Below are 26,363 nucleotides of genomic sequence, written 5' to 3'. Positions count from 1 at the left end.
ATGCTCATGCCGGAGCCAGCGCAAAGGCTATCGTCAGCGTGCAGCCCCGGCCCGGCACGTAGGGCTCGATCTGGAACCGCCCGCCCAGCGCCGCCACCCGTTCCGCGATGCCGATCAGGCCGAACGAGCCGTTCTTGTTGCGCTGCGCCGGCGCGATGCCGATGCCATTGTCGGCCACGCGCAGCTCCAGCCAGCGGCCCTGCGCGCGCAGGCGCACCTCCACGTCGCTGGCCCCCGCGTGGCGCTGCACATTGAGCAGCGACTCCTGCAGGCTGCGGAACAGCACCATGCCGATGTCGCCCTCGATGGCGGCCATCACCGCCTCATCGGGCAGGTGCAGGCGGCAGGCCACGCCGCTGCGCTTGCGCCACTCGCCCACCTGCCACTCGAACGCGGCCTGCAAGCCCAGGTCCAGCACGGCCGGGCGCAGCTCGTTCATGATGCCGCGCACGCTGCGGATGGTGGCATCCACATTGTCCAGCACCACCTCTGCCCGCTGCGCCAGGCGCGGATGGCGCGCCCCCGCGCGGGCGCGCAGCGCGGCGATGTCGAGCCGCAGCGCCAGCAGGTTCTGCCCAAGTTCATCGTGGATCTCGCGCGCGATGCGCTTGCGCTCATCCTCCTTGACGGTGACCAGGTGATCGGCCAGCTTGCGCAACTGTTCGCGCGACTGGTGCAGCGCCGCCTCGGCCCGCTGGCGCTCGGCCACCTCCTGCTGCAGCCGCAGGTTGGCCGCCGTCAGCGCGGCCGTGCGCTCCACCACGCGCTGGTCAAGCTCGCGCGACAGGTCGATCAGCGCCTGTTCCGCGCGCTTGCGCTCCGAGATATCGGAGAACACGCCGATGAAGTAATCGACCTCGCCGTCGTCGGCCCGCACCACCGTCAGCGACATGGACGTCAGCAGCGCCGTGCCGTCGCGCTTGAGGTTGTGGATCTCGCCCTGCCAGACCCCCGATTGCAGCAACTGCTCCATGGCCCGCGCATGGTAGCCGGGCGGATGCGCGCCGCGCCGGCCCAGGAAGGCCGGATCGCGCCCCAGCGCCTCCTCGGCCAGGTAGCCGGTGAGCCGGGTGAACGCGGGATTGACCGCCACGATGCGCCGCTGGGCGTCGCACACCAGCACGCCCTCCTCTATGCTGTCGAGCACCAGGAAGGCGCGCCGGCGCGCCGCGTCGCGCACCTGCTGCTGGCCCATGTCGGTGACGATCAACCGGCATTTGAGCCCGGCGTCGTCGAGATTGGCCTCGAAGCGCGCGGCCCGCCCTGCGCCGCCGAACAACGGCACCTCCAGCGCGCCGCGCACGCCGCTGGCGAACAGTTCGTCCAGGAAGCGGCGCAGGGTCGCCTGCGCGTGCGGCGCCACGTACTGTTCGAGTGGACGTCCCAGCAGTTGCTCGCGGGGCCGCCCCAGCAAGGTGCCGGCGGCCAAGTTGGCGCGGATGATCACGCCATCGGGGCCGACGGACAGGTAGCCGGCTGGCGCCTGGTCATACAGTACGGCATACTGGTTCAGTCCTGCCTCGGCGGCGTCGCGTTGCTCCTGTAACGCCGCCAGCGCCTCGTTCTGCAGTGCCAGCTCGATCTGGCTGACCTGCAGCTCATGCAGCTGGCGCTGCGCGTCGTGCGGGCCGTGGCCGGCCGCGCCGGCCCATCCCCCGGCCAGCTGATGCTCGGCGTCGCGCCGCAGCGCGTGCCAGTCCAGCGCCGCGTCGGCCGGCGTCTTCATGCGGCTTCCGAGCCGCCCTGTATGGCGTGCATGCGATCTTCCAGTTGCTTGAACTCGGTGACGTTGACGAAGGTGACCACCAACCCGTCGATCACGTTGTCGACGGTACGGTAAGGCATGATGCGCACTTTGTACCAGCCCCCGCCATGGGTGGGGATCTGGCGCTCGCAGAACACCAGCGTGCGCAGCACTTCGCGCGCGTCCAGCTCCAGGTTCGGGTATTCGAGCTCGTTGACGATGTCGCTCAGCGGCCGGTTCAAGTCGGTCGGAATCAGCTTGTAGATCTGCGTGGCCTGGGTGGTGAAACGGCGGATGCGCAGTTCGCTGTCGAGGAAGATGGTGGCGATATCGGTGCTGTTGAGCAGGTTCTTCATGTCGCCATTGACCAGCGACAGGTCGTCCACCTTGGACTGCAGCTCGGCGTTGACCGTGTACAGTTCCTCGTTCAGCGACTGCATCTCCTCCTTCGAGGTGGTCAGCTCCTCGTTGGTCGATTGCAGCTCCTCGTTGGTCGACTGCAGTTCCTCGTTGGCCGACTTGAGTTCCTCGCGCGAGTGCTGCATCTCGTCGCGCACGGCCTGGATCTCCTGGCGCGCCTGCAACAACTGCTGTTCCAGTTCCTGTACGCGCGGGTTGGACGAGCGGCTGCGCCGGCGCGCGGGCGGCAAGGGAGCGGCCGTGAAGGTCACGAGGATATTACCGTCCAACTCCTCGCCCGACGACAACACCTCGGCCGTCAGGTCCACCGCCATCGCCGGGCCCTGGTTATCCTTGAGCACCAGGCCACGCACGGCGACCGGGCCGGACTCGCGCAGGGCCCGTCCCACCAGGTTGCCCAGCTCGAACTCCAGCCCTTCGCGGGCCATGGCGTGGATGTTCCAGTTGGCCTTACCGGCCGCCGGCTCCAGGTAAGCGCCGGTGCGGCCGTGGATGTACAGGATGTCGCCCTGCGGATTGACCAGCACGGCCGCCGGCGTATGCTGCTTGAGCAGGTGCTGCTCGACTTTTGCTTGAATGTTACCGCTCATGGTTGGAGTCCGGGTTTCGCTCGGGTTGGGCAGCGATACGCTGCTCACCCTGGTGGGGAAATAGTGGGTGACGCGCGGGATGGCGCCATCGAGGCGCCGGTAAATCCGGCCGGAACCGGGCAAAGGCACGAACAGGTCAGCGTAGCGGCCGGGCGTGTCGGCGCTGCCCAGGATCAGCAGGCCGTCCGGCTTGATCGCGTAGTGGAACATGGGCACCAGCTGCTCCTGCAGCCTGGCGCTGAAATAGATCAGCAGGTTGCGGCAGCACAGGATGTCGACCTTGGTGAACGGCGGGTCGGAGATGATGTTCTGCTGCGCGAAGATGATGGTGTTGCGCAGCTCCTTGCGGATGCGGTAGCCCTGCTCGTCGGGCACGAAGAAACGCTGCAGCCGCTCGGGCGACAGGTCGCGCTCGATCTCGCGCCCGAAGTGCCCCTGGCGCGCGCGGTCGATCGCGTCCGGATCGAGGTCGGTGGCGAAGATCTGCAGGCTGTAGTGGACGCCCGTGTCGGCCACGATCTGCGCCGCCACCTCGCTGAACACGATGGCCAGCGTGTAGGCTTCCTCGCCCGTCGAGCAGGCCGGCACCCAGGCCTTGAGCGCCAGTTCCTGCGGATGGGCGGCCAGCAGCTGCGGCAAGGCGCTCTGGCGCAAGTGCTCCCACACTTTAGTGTCGCGGAAAAACTGGGTCACGCCGATCAGCAGTTCCTTGAACAGCAGTTCGATCTCGGCCGGATTGCTGCGCATGAAGGCAACATACTCGTTCAAGGCGCGCAACTGGTGCAGCTTCATGCGCCGTTCTATGCGGCGCAGCACGGTATTGAGCTTGTACTCGGAAAAATTGGCGCCCGTCTTTTTCAGCAGCAGCTGGAACAGCTCCTGCAAATCGGAGCGGTGCTGGCGCAGCGCCGCCCCCGTGAGCCCCAGCGCGGGCGCGCGCCAGCCATTGACGATCAAGGCCGGCATGTCGCGCGGCAGCGCCGTCACGTCCGCAGCGCCAGCATCGATCGCATGCTGCGGCATGTTGTCGAACCGGGCCGAGCCAGGCGTTTGCGCCAGCGTCATGCCGCCCTTCTCCTTGATCGCCTCCAGCCCCTGCGTGCCATCGCCCCCATGCCCGACAGGATCACGCCGATCGCGCGCTCACGCCATTCGTTGGCCAGTTCGATGAAGAAGTGATCGATGGGCAAGCGCTTGCCCGGCGGTTCGGGCGGCACCATCAGCCGCAACGCGCCGTTGGCAAAGCCCAGGCCCTTGTTGGGCGGGATCACGTACACGCAATTGGGTTCGAGCTTCATGCCGTCGGTGATTTCCAGCACGCGCATCGGCGTGACCCGCTGCAGCAATTCGGGCAGCATGCCCTTGTAGCGCGGATCGAGATGCTGGATGACGACAAAGGCCATGCCGCAGTTGGGCGGCACGCTGGCGAGAAATTCGCTGATCGGTTCCAGACCGCCTGCCGAAGCGCCTATGCCCACCAATAAAATGGGGTCGGGGATGGTTACGGCGCCAGCAAGGGCAGGGACGTGGTCAGTCATCGTGGCGTGCGGTTCATCTGAAGTGACTCACCGCACCCGGGGCGGGGCGACAGCGAAAGGTTGTATGTTACTCAACATCGTACGCCAGATTATACAAAGCGGCCATACAAAAACCAAGCGCGGCCCATGCGCGCGCCAAAAATCGCCCCCCGATGCCACAACCAGTGCCCCCTACCGGCAGCGCCACGCCGCCGCTCAAGGCTGGCGCCAGCCCCCGCCCAGCGACTGGATCAGCGCCACGGCCGTGGTCTGGCGGTCCGCCTGTGCCTGCACCAGCGCGCGGCGCGCGGCCAGCGCCGTGTTCTGGGCCGTTACTACCTCTGTGAAAGCCACCTGTCCGGCGCGGTAGCGGTTCAGCATCTGCGCCTCCACCTGGTCGGCCGCCTCGGACGCGGCGCGCCGCAGTTCCTGCTGCTGGGCCAAGGCGCGGCTGGCGGCCAGCTGGTTCTCCACGTCCGCGAACGCGGCTAGCACGGTCTGGCGGTAGTGGGCGATGGCCGCGTCGCGGCCTGCCTCGGCGCCGCTCACGCGGGCCGCCGTGGCGCCCGCGTTGAACAGGTTCTCCGCCGCCGACAGGCCCAGCGACCACAGGCTGTTGGAGGCGCTGAACAGGCCGGCCGCCTGGCTCGCGCCCACGCCGTACGACGCCGTCAGGTTCAGGCTGGGGAAATAGGCCGCGCGGGCGATACCGATCTGCGCGTTGGCCGCCGCCACCCGGCGCTCGGCGGCGGCGATGTCGGGCCGGCGCTGCAAGAGCGTCGATGGCAGCCCGGCCGGGATCTCCGGCACGGCCGTGTTCCATGGCGCGGCCGCCAGCGTGAAGGCGCCGGCCGGCTTGCCCAGCAGGACGGCGATCGCATGCTCGAACTGGGCCCGCTGGCGTTCCACGTTGGACAGGTCGATGCGGGCGCTGGCCAGCTGGGTCTGGGCTTGCAGCACGTCGGATCTGGCGGCCAGCCCGGCGTTGAAGCGGTTGGTGGTGATGGTGAGCAGGCGCTGGTAGCCGTCCACGGTGGCCGCCAGCAGCGTCTGTTGCGCGTCCGTCTGGCGCAGCGAGAAGTAGTTGGCCGCCAGCTCGCCCTGGGCCGACAAGCGGGCCGCCGCCAGGTCGGCCGCGCTGGCCTGGGCGTTCGCGCCCGCGCTGTCGGTGCCGGCGCGCAGCTTGCCCCACACGTCCGGCTCCCAGCTGCCGCCGATGTTCATGCGGTACTGGCCGGCCGTCCGGGTGTCGCCCCCGCCGCCGGAGCGGCCGGCGCTGCCGGTCAGATCCACTACCGGGAACAGCGCCGCGCGCTGCTCGCTCACCAGCGCGCGGGCCTGCGCGTAGGCGGCAGCGGCGGCGGCCACGTTCTGGTTCGACACCTCGACGGCGGCGGCCAGTTCATTGAGCACGGGGTCGCCGAACAAGGTCCACCACGGACCGCGTTCCAGCGCGTCGGCTGGCGCGGCCGGCTGCCAGCCTTGCGCCTCCTTGTAGGCATCCGGTTGCGCCACGGCCGGCACATGGTAGGCGGGAGCGACGGCGCAGCCGCTGGCTACGGTGGCGGCCAGCGTCATGGCGGCCAGGCGCGCGCGCGCAGGGAGAGTGCGCTTCGGGGGGGAAGGCTTCGCGGGGGTAAGCTTCAGAGTCATGGTGGTGTCGGCGACGCAGTTGCCTGCTCGCCGTGCAAGCGGCTTAAATGTTGTTCGGTTGGGCTGCGGCGGCGCAGCTTGTCGAGCAGGATGTAGACCACGGGCGTGGTCAGCAAGGTCATGAGCTGGCTGGCGATCAGGCCACCGATGATGGCGATGCCCAGCGGCTGGCGCAGTTCCGAGCCTTCGCCGAAACCGATGGCCAGCGGCAGCGCGCCCAGTGCTGCGGCCAGCGTCGTCATCAGGATGGGGCGGAAGCGCAGCAGGCACGCCTCGCGCACGGCCTGCACCGCGCTCAGTCCCCTGCCCCGCTCCGCCTCCAGCGCGAAATCGATGATGAGGATGGCGTTCTTCTTGACGATGCCGATCAGCAGGAACACGCCGATCAGCGCGATGATGGAAAACTCCATCTTGAACATCAGCAGCGCCAGCACGGCGCCCACGCCGGCCGAGGGCAGCGTGGACAGCACCGTCACCGGATGCACCAGGCTCTCGTACAGGATACCCAACACGATGTAGATCACGACGATGGCGGCCAGGATCAGCAACGGTTGCTGGCGGTTGTTCTCGTCGGCGCTGCGGGCCGTGCCCTGGAAGCTGCCGCGCACGTTGGCCGGCATGGCGATGTCGGCCTCCGCCTGCTTGACGGCCTGCTGGGCGTCGCCCAGGCTGTAGCCGTCGGCCAGGTTGAACGACACGGTGGTGGCCAGTTCGCCGTCCTGATGCTCGACCGAAGTGGGCGCGGAGCGTTCAGTGAAGCGGGCCAGCGCCGGCAGCGGCACCATCACGTTGGCCGCCGTGTTGAGCGCCGCGCCCGTGGCCGCGTCGCGCGCGGCGCCGTTGTTGCCGGCACCCGTGGTAACCGTGCTGGCCGTGGTGGTTGCGGTGGCCGTGGACGCGATGGCGGCGCCGCCAGCGGTTGCCGTCGCGGCGGTGGCGCCCGTGGCGGGCTTGCCCGGCACGTACACGTCGCGCAGCGCCTCCGGACTTTGCGCGTAGCGCGGCGCCACTTCCATGATCACGTGGTACTGATTGAGTTCGTCGTAGATGGTGGACACCTGGCGCTGGCCGAAGCCGTTGTAGAGCGCGTTGTCCACGTCGCGCACTGTCATGCCCATGCGGGCCGCGCTGTCCTTGTCGATCTCGACCAGGGTTTCCACGCCGTTGTCCGCCTGGTCCGTGTCCACGTCGATCAGCGGCTTCTGTGCCTTCATGGCGTCGGCCAGGCGCGCCGCCCACACTTTCAGCGCAGTGCGGTCGTCGCTCTTGAGCGTGTACTGGTAGGTGGAGTTGGACTGCCGTCCGCCCATGCGCAAATCCTGCACCGGGTTCAGGAACAGCGACACGCCACTGATGCGTGCCAGCTGCGGCCGCAGGCGCGCCATCACGGCCTGCCCCTTCTCATGCCGCTGCGACGGCGGCTTGAGCGTGATGAACATGAAGCCACCGCCGGCGCGCGAACCGCCCGTGAAGCCGACCACCGTATCGACGGCCGGATCGTTCTTGATGACGTTGACCAGCTGGCGCAGCTTTTGCTGCATGGCCTGGAACGAAATACTCTGGTCGGCCCGGATACCGCCGCTGATCTGCCCCGAATCCTGCTGCGGGAAGAAACCCTTGGGCGCGGCCCGGAACAGGTACACATTCAGGCCGATGACGAACACGAGGATCAGCATCACCAGCCATAGGCTCGACAGCGCCCAGTCCAGCGAATGGGCATACATGCGGTGCATCCAGTCGTAACCGCGTTCCGCCCAGCGCGCCAGCCGGCCCGGCGGCCGCTGGTGGCCGCCCGGCTTGAGCAGCCAGGCACACATCATGGGCGTGGTGGTGAGCGAGATCACCAGCGAAATCAGCACGGCCACCGACAGCGTGACGGCGAATTCGCGGAACAGCCGCCCCACCTGCCCGCCCATGAACAGCAGCGGAATGAACACGGCCACCAGCGACAGGCTGATGGACAGCACGGTGAAGCCCACTTCGCGCGCGCCCAGCAGCGCCGCGTGGAAGCGGTCCATGCCCTGCTCGATGTGGCGTGCCGTGTTCTCCAGCACCACGATGGCGTCGTCCACCACGAAGCCGGTGGCCACCGTGAGCGCCATCAGGCTCAGGTTATTGAGGCTGAAACCCATCAAGTACATGACGCCGAAGGTGCCCAGCAGCGACACCACCGTGGCCACGGCCGGCACGATGGTGGCGCGCGCGCTGCGCAGGAAGGCGCTCACCACCAGCACCACCAGCACGATGGAGATCAGCAGCGTGATCTCGATTTCCTTGAGCGAGGCGCGGATGGAATTGGTGCGGTCCGACGCCACCTGCAGCTTGACGTCCTGCGGCAGTTGCGCCTGCAGTTGCGGCAGCAGCGCGCGCACGCTGTCCACCGTCTCGATCACGTTGGCACCGGGCTGGCGCGTGATCAGCACGATGACGGCCGGCTGGCCGTTGAACAGGCCCAGCGTGTTGTTGTTCTCGGTGCCGTCGATCACCTCGGCCACGTCCTGCAAGCGGATGGCCGAGCCATTGCGCCACGCCACCACCAGCGTGCGGTAATCAGCCGCGCTGCGCCCGCCGCGCGCGCCGTCGGGCGCGGAGTACAGCTGCAAGTGGCGCCCTTCCCCTTCGATCGCACCCTTGGGCCGGTTGGCGTTGGTGGCCTGGATGGCCGCACGCACGTCCTCGGTGGACACGCCGTAGCGGTTCAAGGCATACGGCAGCAGTTCCACGCGCACGGCCGGCAGCGAGCCGCCGCCGATCTCCACGTCGCCCACGCCCTGCACCTGCGCCAGCTTTTGCTGCACCAGGTTGGACACGGCTTCATAGATCTGGCCCGGCGTGCGGGTGGGCGACGTCAACGCCAGGATCAGCACCGGCGCGTCCGACGGATTGACCTTGCGGTAGGTGGGATTGCTGCGCAGCGTGGCCGGCAAATCGACGCGCGAGGCATTGATGGCCGCCTGCACTTCGCGCGCGGCCGAATCGATCTTGCGGTTCAAATCGAATTGCAGGCTGACCCGGGTTTGCCCGGCGCCGGAACTGGACGTGACTTCGTTCACGCCCGCGATCACGCCCAGCCGCCGTTCCAGCGGCATGGCCACGTTGCTGGCCATGGTTTCCGGACTGGCGCCCGGCAGCGTGGCCGTCACCGCGATGGCGGGAAAATCGACCTGCGGCAGCGGCGACACGGGCAGCACGAAGAACGCGGCGATACCAGCCAGCGCGATGCCGATGGTCAGCAGCACCGTGCCGATGGGCCGGCGTACGAAGGGCGCCGACAGGTTCACGGCGCCACCCCGTCCGCCTCGTCCAAGTGCGCGGGGCCGCCGGCCGCCGTGCCGCGTCCGCCCCAGCGCCGTGCCAGCGCATCGAAGCCCAGGTAGATCACGGGCGTGGTGAACAGCGTCAGCATCTGGCTCACGATCAGGCCACCGAAGATGGACAGGCCCAGTGGCCGGCGCAACTCAGCGCCGTCGCCCCAGCCCAGCATCAAGGGCACGGCCGCGAACAGCGCCGCCAGCGTCGTCATCAAGATCGGACGGAAACGCAGCAGCGCTGCCTGGTGAATGGCCTCGCGCGCCGACTTGCCTTCCTCACGCTCGGCTTCGATGGCGAAATCGATCATCATGATGGCGTTCTTCTTCACGATGCCGATCAGCAGGATGATGCCGATGATGCCAATCACGCCCAGGTCCTGCCCGCTGACGCCCAGCGCCAGCAAGGCGCCCACGCCGGCCGACGGCAAGGTGGACAGGATGGTGAGCGGGTGGATATAGCTTTCGTACAGCACGCCGAGCACGATGTAGACGCAGATCACCGCCGCCAGGATCAGCCACAATTGATTGGACAGCGAGTTCTGGTAAGCGCCCGCCGCGCCCAGGAAAGTCAGCGACACGGACGGCGGCAGCTTGATTTCCTCGGCCGCCTCGCGCACGGCGTCCACCGCATCGCCCAGCGCCACGCCGCTGGCCGTATCGAAGCCCAGCGTGGTGGCCGGATACTGGGCCACGTGCGTGATCTGCAACGGCGCCGGGCGCTCGATGATGGTCGCCACGGCCGACAGCGGCGTCGTCTTGCCGGAGCTGGTGCGCAGTTGCAGGTCGCCCAGCGTGGCCGGCGTGGTCAGCGCATCCTGGCGCGCTTCCAGGATCACCCGGTACTGGTCGGTCTGGGCGAAGATGGTCGAGACGATGCGCTGGCCGAAGGCGCTGTACAACGCATCGTCGATGGCGGCCGCCGTGATGCCGAGCCGCGCGGCGCTGTCACGGTCGATGCTGATGAAGGCGGCGCTGCCGGTGGCGCCCGCGTCCGACACCACGTTGCGCAGCCCCGCCTTGCTGCGCATCTGCTGCGCCAGTTTGGCGGCCCAGCCGTTGACGGTGGCGTAATCGGCCCCTTCCAGCGATACGCGGTACTGGGTCGGCCCCGTTTCGGCGTCGATGGTCAGGTCCTGTGTCGGTTGCAAATACAGGGTCACGCCGGCCACTTCGCTGGCGCGCTGGCGCAGGCGCGCCATGGTGGCGTCCTGGCTGGCGCTGCGCTTGCGTTTCAGGTTAATCAGCATGCGGCCCGTGTGCAGCATGGTGTTGTTGGCCGCGTCCACGCCCACCAGGGAGCTGAGCGACTCCACGTCCGGATCGGCCAGCAGCGCGCGCGCCGTGGCCCGCTGCAATTCGGCCATGCGGGCATAGGACACCGATTGCGCCGTCTCCACGCGGGCCTGCAACTGGCCCGTGTCCTGGGTCGGGAACAAGCCTTTGGGAATGAAGATGTACATGGCCACCGTCAGCAGCAGCGTGGCCAGCGCCACCAGCAGCGTCAGGCCCTGGCGCTCCAGCACCCACTGCAAGGCGCGGTCGTACTGTTTGATCACGGCGTCGAAAAACGCTTGCGTATGGCGGGCCAGCGCACCCGGATGCTCGTCCGCGTGGCTGCGCAGCCAGCGGCCCGACATCATGGGCACCAGCGTCAGCGACACCACGGCCGAAATCAGGATGGTGATGGCCAGCGTGACGGCGAACTCGCGGAACAAGCGCCCCACTACGTCGCCCATGAACAGCAGCGGGATCAGCACGGCGATCAGCGACACCGTCAGCGAGATGATGGTGAAGCCGATCTGGGTGGCGCCCTTGAGCGCGGCCGCCATCGGCGTCTCGCCCTGCTCGATGTAGCGGGCGATGTTCTCGATCATGACGATGGCGTCGTCCACCACGAAGCCGGTGGCGATGGTGAGCGCCATCAGCGACAGGTTGTTCAGGCTGTAGCCAAGCAAATACATGACGCCGAAGGTGCCCACCAGCGAGATCGGCACGGCCAGGCTGGCGATCACCGTGGCCCGCACGCTGTGCAGGAAGCCGAAGATGACCAGCACCACCAGCACCACGGCCAGCAGCAGTTCTGTCTCCACGTGCTCCACCGAGGCGCGGATGCCGGTGGTGCGGTCGCTCAGCACGTCCACCCGCAGCGCGCCGGGCAGGCCGGCCGTCAGCTCGGGCAGGCGGCTCTTGATGGCGTCCACGGTGGCGATCACGTTGGCGCCGGGCTGGCGCTGCACGTTGAGGATGATGGCCGGCTTCATGCCGGACCAGGCGCCCAGCTTGACGTTCTCCGCGCTGTCGACCACCTGCGCCACGTCCTCCAGCCGCACGGGCGCGCCGTTGCGGTAGGCCACGATCAGCTTGCGGTAGTCGTCGGCCGTCAGCAGCTGGTCGTTGGCGTTGATGGTGAACGAACGGGTCGGACCGTCGAAACTGCCCTTGGCGCTGTTGGCGTTGGCGGCGGCGATGGCGCTGCGCAGCGTGTCCAGCCCGAGGCCGGCCGAAGCGAGGGCCTGGGTGTCGGCCTGGATACGCACGGCGGGCCGCTGACCGCCGCTCAGTGTGACGAGGCCCACACCACTGACCTGGCTGATCTTCAGCGCCAGCCGGGTATTGACGATGTTCTGCACCTGCGTGAGAGGCATGGTGTCGGAAGTAATGGCCAGCGTGAGCACGGGCGCGTCGGCCGGGTTGACCTTGGCGTACACGGGTGGCGCCGGCAAGTCGGTCGGCAGCAGCGAGGCGCCGGCGTTGATGGCCGCCTGCACTTCCTGCTCGGCCACGTCCAGCGTCTGGCCCAGCGAGAACTGCAAGGTGATGATGGAGACGCCAGCCGCGCTGGTGGAACTCATGCGCTGCAAGCCCGCCATCTGGCCGAACTGGCGTTCCAGCGGCGCCGTCACGGTCTGGCCCATCACTTCGGGGCTGCCGCCCGGGTACAGCGTCTGCACCTGGATCGTGGGGAAGTCCACCTGCGGCAGCGCCGACAGCGGCAGGAACTTGAAGCCCACCAGGCCGGCCAGCACGATGGCCAGCATCAGCAGCGACGTCGCCACCGGCCGCTGGATGAATGGAGCGGAGGGACTCATGGCAATCGCCCCATGCCGGCAACGGCCAGCTTATCGCGCGCCACTGTCATTGCCCGCTCCCGCGCGGCGGACGATGCGCACCCGACCAGCCACTGGCGGCGGCACTCGCGCCCGCGCCTGTACTCGCGCCAGCGCCAGCGGCTGCACCGGCACCCATACCCGCACCTTGGCCTTGTACTGCACCTGGACCTGCACCTGGGCCACCGGCACCTTCGCCTGGGCCCGCACCTCCACCGCCGCCAGCACCCGCGCCTGCACCACCCGCGCCTGCACCACCCGCGCGGCGACCGCCATGCCGGCCGCCCGCTCCGCCGGCACCGGCGCCCGGCTTATCGCCAGCCAGCACCACACGGGCGCCATCTTTGAGCCGGTCCGCGCCTTCCGTAATGACCTGCTCCCCGGCTTGCAGGCCCGTTTTCATCTGGACCTTGTCCGCCGTGGCCTGGCCGCGAGTGACGGGGCGCAGCGACACCGTGCGGTCCGCGTTCAGCACGTAGACGAAATCGCCGCTGGCGCCGTGGCGCAGCGCCGTCACCGGCACCATCACGGCATCCTTGATGGTGCGCAGTTCCAGCCGCAGGTTCACGAACTGGCTGGGGAACAGCGTCGTCTTGTCGTTGGCGAAGCGCGCCTTAGCCTTGACGGTGCCGGTCTGGGTATCGACCTGGTTGTCGAGCGCCGCGAATTTGCCCTCCGCCAGCGCGGTGCTGCGGGTGCGGTCGAACGCGATGGCCGGCAAGGCCGCACCCTCGTTCGCGCGCGCCAGCACGTCAGGCGCCTGATCCTGCGGAATGGTGAAGGTCACGTCGATCGGCGAGAGCTGCGTGATGACGGCGATGCCGGCCGCGTCGCCGGAGTTGACCAGGTTACCCACGTCCACGCCGCGCAAGCCCACGCGGCCGCTGATGGGCGCCGTCACCTTCGTATAACCGAGGTTCAGGCGCGCCAGTCCTTCGGCGGCGCGGTCCGTCATCACCGTGCCCTGCAACTGCTTGACCAGCGCCGCCTGCGTATCGACGTCCTGGCGCGCGATCGAATCCTGGCCCAGCAACGTGCGGTAGCGCTCCAGCGTCAGCTTGGCGTTTTCAAGCTGGGCCTCGTCGCGCTGGCGCTGGCCGCTCGCCTGCAACAATGCCATCTCAAACTGGCGCGGGTCGATCTCCGCCAGCACCTGGCCGGCCTTGACCATCTGCCCTTCCTTGAACAGCACCTGCCGCAGGATGCCGGACACCTGCACCCGCACGGTCGTGGTGGCGGCCGACGTCACGGTGCCCAGCGCATCGAGCGATACCGGCACATCGGCCTTTTCGGCCGTGGCCACGCCCACCGTGGTGGCCGGGCCGCCGCGCCGTCCTCCGGGACCGCCCCCGCCGCCGGGGCCACCCGGCCCGCCCGGTCCACCGGGGCCGCCGGCCATGCCGGGTGGACCACCCGCGCCGCCCGCACCACCGGCGGGATGCGTCAGATACCACGCCAGCCCGCCCAGCGCGGCCATCACGGCGATGGCGATCACACTGCCCGCCAGCCTGGCGCGGCCACCGCGCCGTTTCGGGGTTGCGTTGGATTCCGGTGTCGCTTGGGTATTCATTCGCTGTCCTTGGCAATTCCTGTCTGATGCCTGCCATTTTACGGTCGCCCACCGCCATTCCGCGTCCAAGTTACAAACTCGCTACAAATCCTCCCTCTCAAATCCCCTTCCAAATCCGCTTTCAAAGCCGCTTTACAAAACTTTACCTGCGCGACATGGCAGCGATACGGCGCCCTCGCATACTTGCTTCCGTAGTCTCCTCAACCCAACCAAGGAACCAACATGAGCATCTTCAACCGCCACACCATCGCTGCCTTCCTGCTCGGCGCCACCCTGGCAGTCGGCGCCGGCGCCTACGCCGTGGACCGCCACCTGAACAGCGCCGGCCCGCACAGCGCCATCGACGCCACCGCCCATGTCGACCGCATGCTCAAGCACATGTACGTGGAAATCGACGCCACCGAGGCCCAGAAGACCCAGATCGACCCGATCGTGCGCCAGGCCATGCAAGACCTGCAGCCCATGCACGAGCAAATGCACAAGGCCCACGAGAACGCATTGCAGCTGTTGACGGCGCCCACCCTCGACCGCGCCGCGCTGGAAGCGGCACGCGCCCAGCACATGCAGCTGGCCGACCAGGCCTCAAAACGGCTGGTGCAACTGATCGCCGACGTGGGCGACCAGCTCACCCCGGTCCAGCGCCAGAAGCTGGCCGACCACCTGGCCCGGATGCATGGCCACGGCCACGGCATGCACCACGGTTAAACCCGCAATCGGCATCGCGCGGCGGCCGCTTGTGAAGGCCGCCGCCTGTCCGTAGAATGAATCCCATGGCCGACCGAACTGACCGTATTGACCGTATTCTGCTTGTTGAAGACGATCCCCGCCTGTCCGAGATGCTCACCGAGTACCTGGGCCAGGCGGGCTTTCGCGTGCGCGCCGCCGCCACGGGCGCGGACGCGCTGGCGCAACTGGCCGCCGCGCCGGCCGACGCCGTGGTGCTGGACCTGATGCTGCCCGACATGGACGGCCTGGACGTGTGCCGCCAGCTGCGCACCCATTCCGACATCCCCGTGCTGATGCTGACGGCGCGCGGCGACGCCGTGGACCGCATCGTCGGCCTGGAGATCGGCGCCGACGATTACCTGCCCAAGCCATTCGAGCCGCGTGAGCTGCTGGCGCGCCTGCGCGCCATCCTGCGCCGGCGCGTGGACGGCCCGCGCGACGGCCCGCCCGCGCTGCGCTTCGGCCGGCTCGAAATCGACCCGGCCGGCCACCGCGCCAGCGTCGACGGCGCGCCGTGCGAACTGACCGCCTACCAGTTCGACCTGCTGCTGGCGCTGGCCCAGCATGCGGGCCGCGTGCTGTCGCGCGACGCGCTGATGGAGCTGGTCAAGGGCGAGCAGATCGAAGCATTCGACCGCTCGATCGACGTGCACATGTCGCGCATCCGCGCCGCCGTCGAGGATGATCCCAAGAAGTCGCGCCGCATCATCACCGTGCGCGGCGCCGGCTATCTGTTCGCCAAGGCGCAGGACTGATGTCGCGCCTCTACTTCCGCTTCTACATCGCGCTGCTGGCCAGCCTGATGCTGTTCGCGCTGGCCGTCTCGCTGCTGTGGCACCGCGACGGCGGCCCCATGGAACGCTCCGACGCCACACTGGCGCGGCTGGTGCAGAACACGCTGGCGCCGGCCGGCGCGCCGGCCGAACAACAGCAGGCGGCGCTGGAACGCATGGCCAGCGGCATCCATGCCCGCATGACGCTGTACGCGCCCGACTGGACGCCGCTGGCCACCGTCGGCCCGCCCCTGCCTAAGCCGGAATGGCGGCTGCGGACCATGGCGGCGCCACCGCGCGCGTCGTGGGTGCGCCTGCCGGACGGGCGCCAGCTGCTGTCGAGCCAACCGCTCGGCTTCGCCAATGCGCGCCAGGTGCTGCACGCCATGCTGCTGCTGTTGGTGCTGGGGGTGGCGGTGGCCGCCTACCCCATCGTGCGCCAGCTCACGCGCCGGCTGGAACGCTTGCAGACGGGCGTGGAATCGCTGGGCGCGGGCGACCTGTCGGCCCGTGTGAAGGTGGAAGGCAAGGACGAAGTGGCGCAACTGGCGCGCAGTTTCAACCGCGCCGCCGACCAGATCGAGCAACTGGTGGGCGCCCACAAGACGCTGCTGGCCAACGCCTCGCACGAGCTGCGCACGCCGCTGGCGCGCATCCGGCTGGCGCTGGAACTGGTGAAGGACACCGTGGACGCCAAACGGCGCGCGGGCCTGGAGCAGGACATCGCGGAACTCGATCACCTGCTCGACGAAATCCTGCTGGCCAGCCGGCTGGGCGCCATCGACGACGCCATGGCGGTGGAGGACGTGGACCTGCTCGCGCTGGCCGCCGAGGAATGCGCGCACTACGACGACGCGCTGCTGAACGGCGCCAGCGCCACCGTGCGCGGCGACCCGCGCCTGCTGCGCCGCCTGCTGCGCAACCTGCTGGAGAACGCGCGCCGCCATGGCGTGGCGCCGGCCCATGTGCAGATCGAACGCTATGACGCGGCCGATGCGCCCATCGTCACCTTGAGCGTCTGGGACAGCGGTCCCGGCATCCCGGCCGGGGAATTCGAGCGGGTGTTCGAGCCGTTCTACCGGCGCGCCGGCACCCAGGACAACCACGGCGCGGGGCTGGGACTGGCGCTGGTGCGCCAGATCGCCCGCCGCCACGGCGGCGATGCGCGCTGCGCCACCATGCCCGATGGCCGCAGCCGCTTCGCCATCACCCTGCCGCTGGCAGGGTAGCCTGCAACGGCAGGATCAGGGCGACTCGCACAGGCAGTGCGTGATGGCCATGAACGGCTTATGGCCGGCGCTCACTTCATTGAGCCAGCCCAGTTCATGGGCCACATCGGCCGCCGCGCCGGGCGGCAGGCCCGTCGTGGTCAGGCCCAGCTTCACCTGCGCGCCCACGGCCTGTGCCACCGAACCACCGAACAATTCGATCAGCTTGTCGAACTTGCTCGTCTCACGCTCGATGTAGGTGATTCGGTAGTCGTCACCAAGCTTGGCGCGGCGGGCCGCCGACTTGATGGCGTCGTTGTAGCTGCCCAGCGTATCGACCAGGCCGCGCTCCTTGGCTTGCTGGCCCGTCCACACCCGGCCCTGGGCCACGGCGTCGATCTTCTCGGGCGTGGTCTTGCGCGCCTGCGCGGCCTTGGTGGTGAATTCGCCGTAGATGTGGTTGATGCTGCTCTGGATCACCTGGCCGAAGCGCGGATCGAGCGGACGCAGGGGATTGCCGGCGTCGCCCAGCCAGGTGGTGGGCGCGCCGGCCGTGTGGATGCCCAGCTTGTCGATCACCTTCTCGGCCGTGGGCAGGATGGCGAACACGCCGATCGAACCGGTGATGGTGGTGGGGTCGGCGATCACTTCATCGGAGGCCATGGAGATCCAGTAACCGCCGGATGCGGCGACGTTCCCCATCGATACCACCACCGGCTTGCCCGCCTCGCGCGTCAACTGCAGCTCGCGCCGGATCAGCTCCGACGCGAACGCGCTGCCGCCGGGCGAATCGACGCGCAGCACCACGGCCTTGATCCTGTCGTCCTCGCGCGCCATGCGAATCAGCTTGGAGGTCGAATCGCCGCCGATGGCGCCCGGTCCGGCCGTGCCGTCGCTGATCTCGCCGGCCGCCACCACCACGCCGATGGCGTCGCCGGTCAGCTTGGGATGCAAGCGGGCCAGGTAGTCTTCGAACGCGATCTGGCGGAAGCTCTTGCCGTCCGGCGCGCCGCGCTGCGTCATCATCTGGCGCACCTGGTCGCGGGTCTTCAAGCCATCGACCAGCCGGGACGCCAGCGACAACTGGGCCAGGTCGCCATGCACGGCCGCCACCCGGGCCGGCAGGTCGTTGATGGTCTTCATCACCTCGCCCTGGGGCAGCTTGCGGGCCTTCTCCACCTCGCCCGTGTAGGCGGTCCACAGGCCGTTGTTCAGGTAGGCGTCCGCCTCGGCGGCGGCCGGCGACGGGCCGTTGGCGATGAAGGGCTCGCCGAAACTCTTGTAGGTGCCCACGCGCAGCAGGTTGACCGTCACGCCCAGCTTGTCGAGCGCGTCGCGGTAGTAATTGCGGTAGCGGCCAAAGCCCTCCAGCATCACCATGCCCATCGGGTGCAGATAGACTTCGCTGGCGTGCGCGGCCAGCAGGTACTGGCTCTGGTCATAGCTGGCACCCCAGGCCACCACGGGCTTGCCGCTGGCCTTGAAGCGCTCCAGCCCGGCCGCCACTTCGCGCAGCATGGCCTGGCCGCCGCCCTGCAGCTCGTCGGCCAGCAGCACGGCCGCGCCGATGTTGGGGTCCTTGGCGGCCGCGTCGAGCACGGCCAGCACGTCGCGCAACTGCACCATCTTGCGCGGTTCGCCGCCGCGCACGCTGGTCAGCAGCGCTTCGCGCGCGCCGCCGCTGGCCTGCTCCACCAGCGTCCCCTTCAAATCCAGCACCAGCGTGGTCTTGGGCGCCAGCGGCTTGATGCCGCCGCCGAACAGGGCGTAGGCAATGGCGATCAGCAAGCCCAGGAACAGCAGGTTCAAGACCGTTCGGCGGCCGGCATCGAGCACGCGCCAGCAGAACGCGACACCGCGGCGCGCAGCGGAAAATGGTGAAAACGACATGGGGACTCCCGGGCGATGTAAAACGTGACAATGTAATCCAAAAGGCAAGGCCATGGCTAGCGGCCATTGCTGGCAATATACACCCGCCGCGCCACGCGCGAACTTGCGCCAGCGCATCATAAATGGGGGCCGGCGCCCGCATTTCCAGTATCATGGCGCGCTATGGATACGGAAAAACTCCTGCTGCTGGTCAAATGGGAAATGCCCTACGGTAAATACAAGGGCCGGCTGCTGGCCGACCTGCCCAGCCACTACCTGGGCTGGATGGCGCGCGCCGGCTTCCCGTCCGGCGAACTGGGCGGCCTGCTGGCCCTGATGTACGAGCTCGACCATAACGCCCTGCGCCATCTGCTCGACCCGCTGCGCCCCCGGCGTTGAGCGACTTGCAAGACAATGTTGCCAAAATAATACACGCCATTTTTTCAGCTTGCCTGATCGACACGCCTTGCCCATCATCGTTGCTGCAGGGGCAGCAATCGCCGCTGGCACGAGGAAAAACGTGGCGCAAACCACTTGGTCCATCAAGATCGCGCCAGCCGGTTTCGGGTTGCGCAATTGTCAGACCGCCCTGTCTCAGCGTGTGACAATGTGCGTACATTTGCAATCATATAAAGACTATATTACCGGGGAAGTACACCACAATGAGCGGCCCCGCCGCCATCGGACGGTGTGCCTGTAGTGCCCGGCATGAGGTAGGCGGCACGCCGCCGCAGGGCCGGGCTCTTAGCTGTCTTGGAGGAAGATAGTCATGCATACCCATCACCACCACTGCACCTGTTTCATCATACCGTCGGGCATGCTGCGCAAGCTGGCCGACGCCGCCGCCACCGACGCGGAACGCCAATGCCTGCTGGACCAGGCCGAACAATCCGCCTTCCTGCGCGGTCAGCGTTCGATCGCGCCGGCCGTGATGGGGATCAGCGCCGGCGAAAAACGCCGCACCATCTTCGACGCCAGACATGGCACCACCCTGCCCGGCAAGCTGGTGCGTGGCGAGACCGATCCCGCCAGCCGCGACGTGGCCGTCAACCAGGCCTATGACGGCGCCGGCGCCACCTACGACTTCTATTTGAGCGTCCTCAATCGCAACTCGATCGACGGCAAGGGCTTACGCCTCGATTCGACCGTGCACTACAACAAGAAATTCAACAACGCGTTCTGGAACGGCCAGCAAATGGTGTACGGCGACGGCGACGGCAAGCTGTTCCTCGGCTTCACCGGCGCCATCGACGTGATCGCCCACGAGCTGACGCACGGCGTGACCCAGTACACGGTGCCCGGCGGCCTCACCTACCGCCAGCAGAGCGGCGCCCTGAACGAATCGATCTCCGACGTGTTCGGCAGCATCGTCAAGCAGTGGAAGCTCAAGCAGAGCGTGGACCAGGCCGACTGGCTGATCGGCGCCGGCATCATGGCCCCGGCCGTGGGCAAGGCGCTGCGCTCCATGGCCGAACCGGGCAACCGGGCCCTGACCTGGTCCGGCGACGACCAACCCAGCAACATGGCCGGCTACCAGGACGACGCGGACGTGCACACGAGCTCTGGCATCCCCAACCACGCGTTCTACATCGCCGCCACCATCCTCAAGGGCAACGCCTGGGACAAGGCGGGCCCGATCTGGTACCGCGCCCTGCCCCTGCTCACCTCCAACGCCACCTTCGCGGACGCGGCCCAGGCCACCATGCAGGCGGCCGCCCTGCTGTTTGGCGCCAATTCACCGGAACAGCAAGCCGTCCAGACCGCCTGGAAGGAGGTTGGGGTGATTTGAACGGGAGAGCCATGCGCCTCGTGTTAAAGAGTACGGGAGGTTTCACCGGGCCGGCCGGCGCGCAGACGCGCACGGCCGATACGGCGGCACTGTCCGCCGGTGAAGGCGCGCACCTGCGCCAGCTGGTGCACGACAGCGACTTTTTCGCCCTGCCGGCCAGCCTGCAGTCCCCCGCGCCGCAGTCGTGGGATTTCCTGTACACGCTGACGGCGCAGGCCGATGACGGCCAGCGCCACACGGTAAGCTACCACCTCGATGCGGCGCCGCCGGCGCTGCGCGAGCTAACGGCCGCCCTGGACGCGCGGGCGCCGGACTGACGCACGTTGGAGACCGCATGAACGAGCCCGGAAACCGGCCCCGCATCCTCATCGTCGATGACGAGGCGGCCCACATGCAGGCCCTGTGCAGCACCCTGCGCGACCATGGCTACGACACGCGCGGCTACGACACGGGCCAGGCCGCGCTCGATGCCTTGCAACCGGGCGCATACGACCTGCTGCTGGCCGACCTGATGATGCCGGGCATGGACGGCATCACGCTGGTGCAGGCCGCGCGCGCCATCGACGCCGACCTGGCCAGCATCATCATGACGGGCGAAGGCTCGATCGCCTCGGCCGTGCGGGCCATGAAGGTGGGCGCGCTCGACTACATCATCAAGCCGTTCAAGGTGTCCACCATCCTGCCGGTGCTGGCGCGCGCGTTGGAGACGCGCATGCTGCGCCTGGAAAACGCCAAGCTGGAGAGCCAGTTGCGGGCCCACGCGGCCGAGATGGATGCGCTCAACAAGGACCTGGAGCTGGCGCGCCAGCAGGCCGAGCGGGCCAACCAGGAGAAATCGACCTTCCTGTCGCACATGAGCCACGAGCTGCGCACCCCGCTCAACGCCATCCTCGGCTTCGCCCAGATCCTCACCTCCGACAAGCTGCCCTCCACGCCCGACGAGAAGCAGGCATTCGCGCGCCACATCCTGCAGGCCGGGCGCCACCTGCTGACCCTGATCAACGAGGTGCTGGACCTGGCCAAGATCGAATCGGGCGCCATGACGCTGTCGCTGGAGCCGGTGGCGCTGGCGCGCGTGTTCCAGGAATGCCAGGCCATGATCCAGCCGCTGGCCACGCGGCGCGGCATCGAGCTGCGCTTTCCGGCGCGCGCCCCGGCCCACGTGGTGGCCGACCGCACCCGGCTCAAGCAGGTGCTGATCAACCTGCTCTCGAACGCCGTCAAGTACAACCGCGAACGGGGCACGGTGGCGCTCGACTGCGTGGCGGCCCAGCCGGGCCGGGTGCGCATCGCCGTGCGCGACACCGGCGCCGGCCTCACGGCGGCCCAGCTGGAACTGATCTTCCAGCCGTTCAACCGCCTGGGCCAGGAAGGCTCGGCCGAGGAAGGCACGGGCATCGGCCTGGCGCTCACCAAGCGCCTGATGGAAGCCATGCGCGGCCAGATCGGCGTGGCCAGCATGGTCGGCGTGGGCAGCACGTTCTGGATCGAGCTGCCGGCCACGGACGCCGGCGCGGCCGTGGCGCCGGAGCTGGTGGCCTTCACCCCGGTGGCGCCCCTGCCGCAGGCGCCCACGGCCAGCCCGCCGGCGGCGGCCCGGCCGGAGCCGAGCACCACGCCCGCGCCGGCCCCGGAAGACGGTCCCACCCTGCTGTACGTGGAAGACAACCCGGCCAATTTGCAACTGATCGCCGACCTGCTGCGGCTGCGGCGCACCAGCGCCGGCCCGTGTGCGCTGCTGTCGGCCACGGGCGGCGAACAGGGGCTGGAACTGGCCCGCCAGCACCGCCCGGACCTGATCCTGATGGACATCCACCTGAACGGCATGGACGGCCTGGAAACGCGGCGCCGCCTGCTGGCCGACCCGGCCACGGCCCACATCCCCGTGATCGCCATCAGCGCCAGCGCCATGCCCGAGCAGGTGCGCCACAACATGGCGGCCGGCTTTTTCCGCTATCTGACCAAACCCATCGACGTCGCCGCGTTCACGGAAGCCGTGGACAGCGCGCTGCGCCTGACGCCCGCCATACGAGAGGAACGAGATGACACAGCCATCGGGGCCACGCTTGACCGCTAAAGGCGCTATCGCGGCGCTGGCAGGATTGCTGATCCTGATCGCGCTGACGCTGCTGGCCGGCCGCTACGGCTGGCTGGACCTGGGCGCCTCGCCGCGCCCGGTGGCGGCGCTGGAGCAAGTGTCGATCGCCACCAACAGCGCCTACGCCGGCACCTGCCCGGTGGCGGCCGCGCGCGAGAACGGCTATTTCGCCGACCAGGGCTTGCTGGTCACGCTGCAGGCGCGCTCCAGCGGCAAGGCCGCGATGGAGGCCGTGATGCAGGGCCAGGCCAACCTGGGCACGGTGGCCGACATCCCCGTCATGTTCGCCGGCATCAACAACGACCCGGTGACGGTGATCGCCACCATCTTCCGCACCGAGCGCGACCACGGTGTGGTGGCGCGGCGCGACCGTGGCATCGCCACCCCGGCCGACCTCAAGGGCAAGCGCATCGGCGTCACGCTCGACACCTCGGCCCATTTCGCGCTCGACGCCATGCTCAACCGGCACGGCCTGGCGCCGTCCGACGTCACCATGGTCAACTACCGGCCCGAGGACCTGTACGACGCCATGGCGCGCGGCGAGATCGACGCGGCCGCCACCTGGGAACCGTTCCTGGACGCCCTGCTGACCCAGCTCGGCGAGAACGGCCGCGCCTTCTACGGCAAGGACATCTACGAGAGCCTGTACAACATCGCCGGCCTGCGCGACTACGTGCGCCAGCAGCCGCGCACCATGGAGAAGGTGTTGCGTGCGCTCGACCGTGGCGCGCGCTACTGCAGCAGCCACCCGGAGGCGGCGCGCGCGCTGATGAGCAGCAGTTCCCAGAGCGACGACCGCCAGCTGCGCGCCTCGTGGCCGGCCTACCGCTTCGGCGTGGTGCTGGACCAGGGCCTGATCCTGGCGCTCGAGGATGAGGCGCGCTGGGCCATGAAGAACAAGCTGACGGCGCGCACCGACCTGCCCAACTACCTCAGCTTCATCTATCTGGAAGGCCTGGAGGCGGTGTCGCCCTCGGCCGTCACCATCATCCACTGACGGGGGCACGGTGAAAATCTCAACCCGCCTCAAGCTGGCCGGCGCGCTGGCGCTGCTGCTGGTGTCGCTGATGCTGGCCGTGCTGCTGTCGACGGCCGTGCAGACCCGGCGCGAACTGGCCAAGAACGAAGCGGCCGGCAACGTGCTGCAAGGGGTGACGGCGCTGCGCTACCTGATGATGGAATACGCGCTGCGCCACGAGGAACGCACCCGCATCCAGTGGCAATGGCGCAGCGCCTCGCTGACCCAGATGCTGCTGAGCATGCCGGCCACCGACGACAAGCAGGAGGAGGAACTGCTGGCCGACCTGCGCAACAACCAGACCAGCGTCGAGCAACTGTTCACGCTGCTGGTGGCCAACCAGCGCCAGCTTGAAAAAGAACAGGACCGGCAGGCCATCCACGAAATCCTGGCGACCCGCCTGTCGGGCCAGATCACCAACAAGACCCAGGCCATGATCTCGGGCGCGCTGGTGCTGTCACAGCGCAGCCGGACCGGCGTGGTGCAGGCCCAGCAGCGCGCCAACCTGGCCGCCATCGGCTCCGGCCTGCTGGTGCTGGTGTTCGTCGGCATGACCTTCCTGATGGTGCGCCGGCGCGTGATCGGGCCCCTCACCACGCTGCGCGAAGGCACGGCCATCGTCGGCGCCGGCAACCTCGATTTCGCGCTCAAAATGGACACGGGCGACGAGATCGGCGAACTGGCCAACGCCTTCGACAACATGACCGACAAGCTCAAATGGACCACCGTCTCGCGCGATGAACTGGGCCGCAGCAACGACGCGCTGCAAACGGAGATCGTGGTGCGCCAGCAGGCCGAGCACAAGGTGCAGGCCCAGCTGGGCCGGCTCAACCTGCTGCACCAGATCACGCGTTCGATCGGCGAGCGGCTCGATTTGCGCAGCATCTTCCAGGTCGTGATCCGCAGCCTGGAGGACCAGCTGCCCGTCGATTTCAGCTGCATCTGCCTGTACGACCAGGGCCAGAACATGCTGGAGGTGAGCAGCGTGGGCCTGCACAGCTCGGCCCTGGCGATGGAATTCGCGATGACCGAGCACAGCCGCGTGCCGATCGACCAGAACGGCCTGTCGCGCTGCGTGGCCGGCCTGCTGGTGTACGAGCCCGACATCCAGGCCGTCGACTTCCCCTTCCCCCAGCGTCTGGCGCGCGGCGGCCTGCGGGCGCTGGTGATGGCGCCGCTGCTGGCCGAGAGCACTGTGTTCGGGGTGCTGGTGGCGGCCCGCCACGAGGCCAACAGTTTTTCCAGCGGCGAATGCGAATTCCTGCGCCAGCTGAGCGAGCACGTGGCGCTGGCCGCCAACCAGGCCCAGCTTTACAGCGCGCTGCAGCGCGCCTACGACGACATCCGCCAGACCCAGCAGACGGTGATGCAGCAGGAGCGGCTGCGCGCGCTGGGCCAGATGGCCAGCGGCATCGCGCACGACATCAACAACGCCATCTCGCCCGTGGCCCTGTACACGGAATCGCTGCTGGAGACGGAGCCGGACCTGAGCCCGCGCACGCGCGAGAACCTGGAAGTGATCAAGCGCGCCATCGACGACGTGGCGGCCACGGTGGCGCGCATGCGCGAGTTCTACCGCCAGCGCGAACCGCAACTGAGCTTGACGCCGGTGGACGCCAACCTGCTGCTGCAGCAGGTGATGGACCTGACCCGCGCGCGCTGGAGCGACATGCCGCTGCAACGGGGCATCGTGATCCGCATGGTGACGGAGCTGGCGCCGGACCTGCCGCCCATCCACGGTATCGAGGGCGAGATTCGCGAAGCGCTCACCAACCTGATCTTCAACGCCGTCGACGCCATGCCCGACGGCGGCACGCTCACGCTGCGCACGCGGCTGCGCCGCAGCCAGCCCGACGGCGTGCACGCCACGCCGCCGCAGCAGGTGCTGATCGAAATCACCGACACCGGCGTCGGCATGGACGAAGCCACGCGGCGGCGCTGCCTGGAACCGTTCTTCACCACCAAGGGCGAACGGGGCACGGGGCTGGGGCTGGCCATGGTGTACGGCATGACGGAACGGCACGGCGCCAGCATCGAGGTGGACACCCGGCCCAACGTGGGCACCACCATGCGGCTGCGCTTCCCGGTGCAGGTCAACGCCAGCGAAGCGGTGCCGGTGCAGCAAGGCACGCCACCGTCGGCGCGCCGCATCCTGGTGGTAGACGACGACCCGATGGTGCTCAAGTCGCTGCGCGACATCCTGGAGATCGACGGCCACACGGTCACTTCGGCCGACGGCGGCCAGGCCGGCATCGACGCCTTCGCGGCCGCCGTGCACAGCGCCCAGCCGTTCGAACTGGTCATCTCCGATTTGGGCATGCCCTACATCGACGGGCGCAAGGTGTCGGCCGCCATCAAGGAATTGTCGCCCAGCACGCCCATCATCCTGCTCACGGGCTGGGGCCAGCGCCTGCTGACCGATGGCGACAACCCCAACCACACAGATTGTGTGCTGAGCAAGCCGCCCAAGCTGCGCGAACTGCGGGCCGCCCTCACCCAGCTGCTGGGCAGCGGCACGGCGCCCGAGGAAACGGAACTGGCCAGCGAAAAGTAAGCCCCCGCGGTTCTCAGGCCGTTTGCGCAGCCGCCAGCAGCGCGGGGAACTGGCCCTGGTCGACCAGCTTCTGCAATTCCTGGGCGCCGCCCACCAGCACGCCGCGCACGAACACCATGGGCATGGTGGGCCAGCCGGTCCACATCTTGAGCGCGTTGCGGCGCCGCCATTGCGACAGGTAGCTGCCGTATTCGAGGTAATGGTAAGGCTGGCCCAGTCCGTCGAGGATCTTGCGCGCCTTGCGCGGGAACGGGTTCTGGGCCATGCCCACCACCACCACGGCATGGGCCGCGATGGCGGCCTGCACCTCGCGCACCACGTCGGCGTGGCTGTCGCTGATGGTGGCGCGGATGGCGGGATGGATGTGGGCTTCGTCCAGGATGCTGCGGGTCATGGTCACTCCTTGGTGGTCGACT

At 68.4% G+C, this 26,363-nt stretch carries 17 protein-coding genes and 1 pseudogene; 9 read left to right on the top strand and 9 right to left on the bottom strand.

All coding sequences use genetic code 11. The features are described 5' to 3' along the window. Nucleotides 1-4 precede the first annotated feature (4 nt). The 7 genes and pseudogenes from H3H37_RS12290 to H3H37_RS12265 form a co-directional block, all read right to left on the bottom strand. A complete protein-coding gene (locus H3H37_RS12290; protein WP_182162809.1) occupies nucleotides 5-1,726 on the bottom strand; it encodes a sensor histidine kinase in 1,722 nt (573 codons plus the stop codon). After that, a complete protein-coding gene (locus H3H37_RS26235) occupies nucleotides 1,723-3,501 on the bottom strand; it encodes a CheR family methyltransferase (RefSeq protein ID WP_375539998.1) in 1,779 nt (592 codons plus the stop codon). The genes H3H37_RS12290 and H3H37_RS26235 overlap by 4 nt, the downstream gene beginning before the upstream one ends. A gap of 12 nt (nucleotides 3,502-3,513) precedes the next feature. Continuing rightward, a pseudogene (locus H3H37_RS26230) lies at nucleotides 3,514-4,292 on the bottom strand (chemotaxis protein CheB); the annotation flags it as partial. A gap of 195 nt (nucleotides 4,293-4,487) precedes the next feature. Beyond that, nucleotides 4,488-5,849: an efflux transporter outer membrane subunit gene (locus H3H37_RS12280; protein ID WP_182163143.1), complete on the bottom strand. Its 1,362-nt coding sequence runs from the start codon at nucleotides 5,847-5,849 to the stop codon at nucleotides 4,488-4,490. A 71-nt stretch (nucleotides 5,850-5,920) separates the two neighbouring features. Next, entirely contained in the window at nucleotides 5,921-9,205 is a 3,285-nt protein-coding gene (locus H3H37_RS12275; protein WP_182162807.1) for an efflux RND transporter permease subunit, read from the bottom strand. After that, entirely contained in the window at nucleotides 9,202-12,324 is a 3,123-nt protein-coding gene (locus H3H37_RS12270) for an efflux RND transporter permease subunit (protein ID WP_182162805.1), read from the bottom strand. The genes H3H37_RS12275 and H3H37_RS12270 overlap by 4 nt, the downstream gene beginning before the upstream one ends. Nucleotides 12,325-12,370: 46 nt before the next feature. Further along, on the bottom strand, nucleotides 12,371-13,912 hold the full coding sequence (locus tag H3H37_RS12265) for an efflux RND transporter periplasmic adaptor subunit (RefSeq protein ID WP_182162803.1): 1,542 nt from the start codon (nucleotides 13,910-13,912) through the stop codon (nucleotides 12,371-12,373). Between the two features lie 222 nt (nucleotides 13,913-14,134). Here H3H37_RS12265 and H3H37_RS12260 point away from each other — a divergent pair, with 222 nt between their 5' ends. From H3H37_RS12260 to H3H37_RS12250, 3 genes are read left to right on the top strand one after another with little or no spacing between them, the layout of a single operon-like run. Then, complete coding sequence (locus tag H3H37_RS12260) at nucleotides 14,135-14,617, top strand: Spy/CpxP family protein refolding chaperone (RefSeq protein WP_182162801.1); 483 nt, start codon at nucleotides 14,135-14,137, stop codon at nucleotides 14,615-14,617. A gap of 56 nt (nucleotides 14,618-14,673) precedes the next feature. Further along, on the top strand, nucleotides 14,674-15,393 hold the full coding sequence (locus tag H3H37_RS12255; protein ID WP_375539997.1) for a response regulator: 720 nt from the start codon (nucleotides 14,674-14,676) through the stop codon (nucleotides 15,391-15,393). Next, complete coding sequence (locus H3H37_RS12250) at nucleotides 15,393-16,640, top strand: sensor histidine kinase (protein WP_182162797.1); 1,248 nt, start codon at nucleotides 15,393-15,395, stop codon at nucleotides 16,638-16,640. The genes H3H37_RS12255 and H3H37_RS12250 overlap by 1 nt, the downstream gene beginning before the upstream one ends. A gap of 15 nt (nucleotides 16,641-16,655) precedes the next feature. Here the strand turns inward: H3H37_RS12250 and sppA are convergent, their stop codons facing one another. Then, complete coding sequence (gene sppA, locus H3H37_RS12245; RefSeq protein ID WP_182162795.1) at nucleotides 16,656-18,509, bottom strand: signal peptide peptidase SppA; 1,854 nt, start codon at nucleotides 18,507-18,509, stop codon at nucleotides 16,656-16,658. A 162-nt stretch (nucleotides 18,510-18,671) separates the two neighbouring features. On the opposite strand from sppA, the gene H3H37_RS12240 reads away from it, so the two are divergent. The 6 genes from H3H37_RS12240 to H3H37_RS12215 all read left to right on the top strand — a co-directional run bounded on the left by H3H37_RS12240 (nucleotide 18,672) and on the right by H3H37_RS12215 (nucleotide 25,947). Next, a complete protein-coding gene (locus H3H37_RS12240; protein WP_182162793.1) occupies nucleotides 18,672-18,887 on the top strand; it encodes a DUF3820 family protein in 216 nt (71 codons plus the stop codon). A gap of 370 nt (nucleotides 18,888-19,257) precedes the next feature. Then, nucleotides 19,258-20,277 (top strand): M4 family metallopeptidase, encoded by a 1,020-nt coding sequence (locus tag H3H37_RS12235; RefSeq protein ID WP_182162791.1) that lies wholly within the window; start codon nucleotides 19,258-19,260, stop codon nucleotides 20,275-20,277. A gap of 11 nt (nucleotides 20,278-20,288) precedes the next feature. Continuing rightward, on the top strand, nucleotides 20,289-20,594 hold the full coding sequence (locus H3H37_RS12230) for a protealysin inhibitor emfourin (RefSeq protein ID WP_182162789.1): 306 nt from the start codon (nucleotides 20,289-20,291) through the stop codon (nucleotides 20,592-20,594). Nucleotides 20,595-20,611: 17 nt separating this feature from the next. Further along, nucleotides 20,612-22,354, top strand: coding sequence for a response regulator (locus H3H37_RS12225; protein WP_182162787.1), 1,743 nt, complete (start codon nucleotides 20,612-20,614; stop codon nucleotides 22,352-22,354). Then, nucleotides 22,344-23,372 (top strand): ABC transporter substrate-binding protein, encoded by a 1,029-nt coding sequence (locus H3H37_RS12220; RefSeq protein WP_229218796.1) that lies wholly within the window; start codon nucleotides 22,344-22,346, stop codon nucleotides 23,370-23,372. The genes H3H37_RS12225 and H3H37_RS12220 overlap by 11 nt, the downstream gene beginning before the upstream one ends. A 10-nt stretch (nucleotides 23,373-23,382) precedes the next feature. After that, a complete protein-coding gene (locus tag H3H37_RS12215; protein WP_182162783.1) occupies nucleotides 23,383-25,947 on the top strand; it encodes an ATP-binding protein in 2,565 nt (854 codons plus the stop codon). Nucleotides 25,948-25,960: 13 nt separating this feature from the next. Here the strand turns inward: H3H37_RS12215 and H3H37_RS12210 are convergent, their stop codons facing one another. Beyond that, on the bottom strand, nucleotides 25,961-26,341 hold the full coding sequence (locus H3H37_RS12210) for a glutaredoxin (RefSeq protein ID WP_182162781.1): 381 nt from the start codon (nucleotides 26,339-26,341) through the stop codon (nucleotides 25,961-25,963). Nucleotides 26,342-26,363 lie beyond the last annotated feature (22 nt).

It is taken from the genome of Rugamonas brunnea, from assembly GCF_014042345.1.
GTDB classification, from domain to species: domain Bacteria; phylum Pseudomonadota; class Gammaproteobacteria; order Burkholderiales; family Burkholderiaceae_D; genus Rugamonas; species Rugamonas brunnea.
This window is presented reverse-complemented; position numbering and strand designations above follow the sequence as displayed.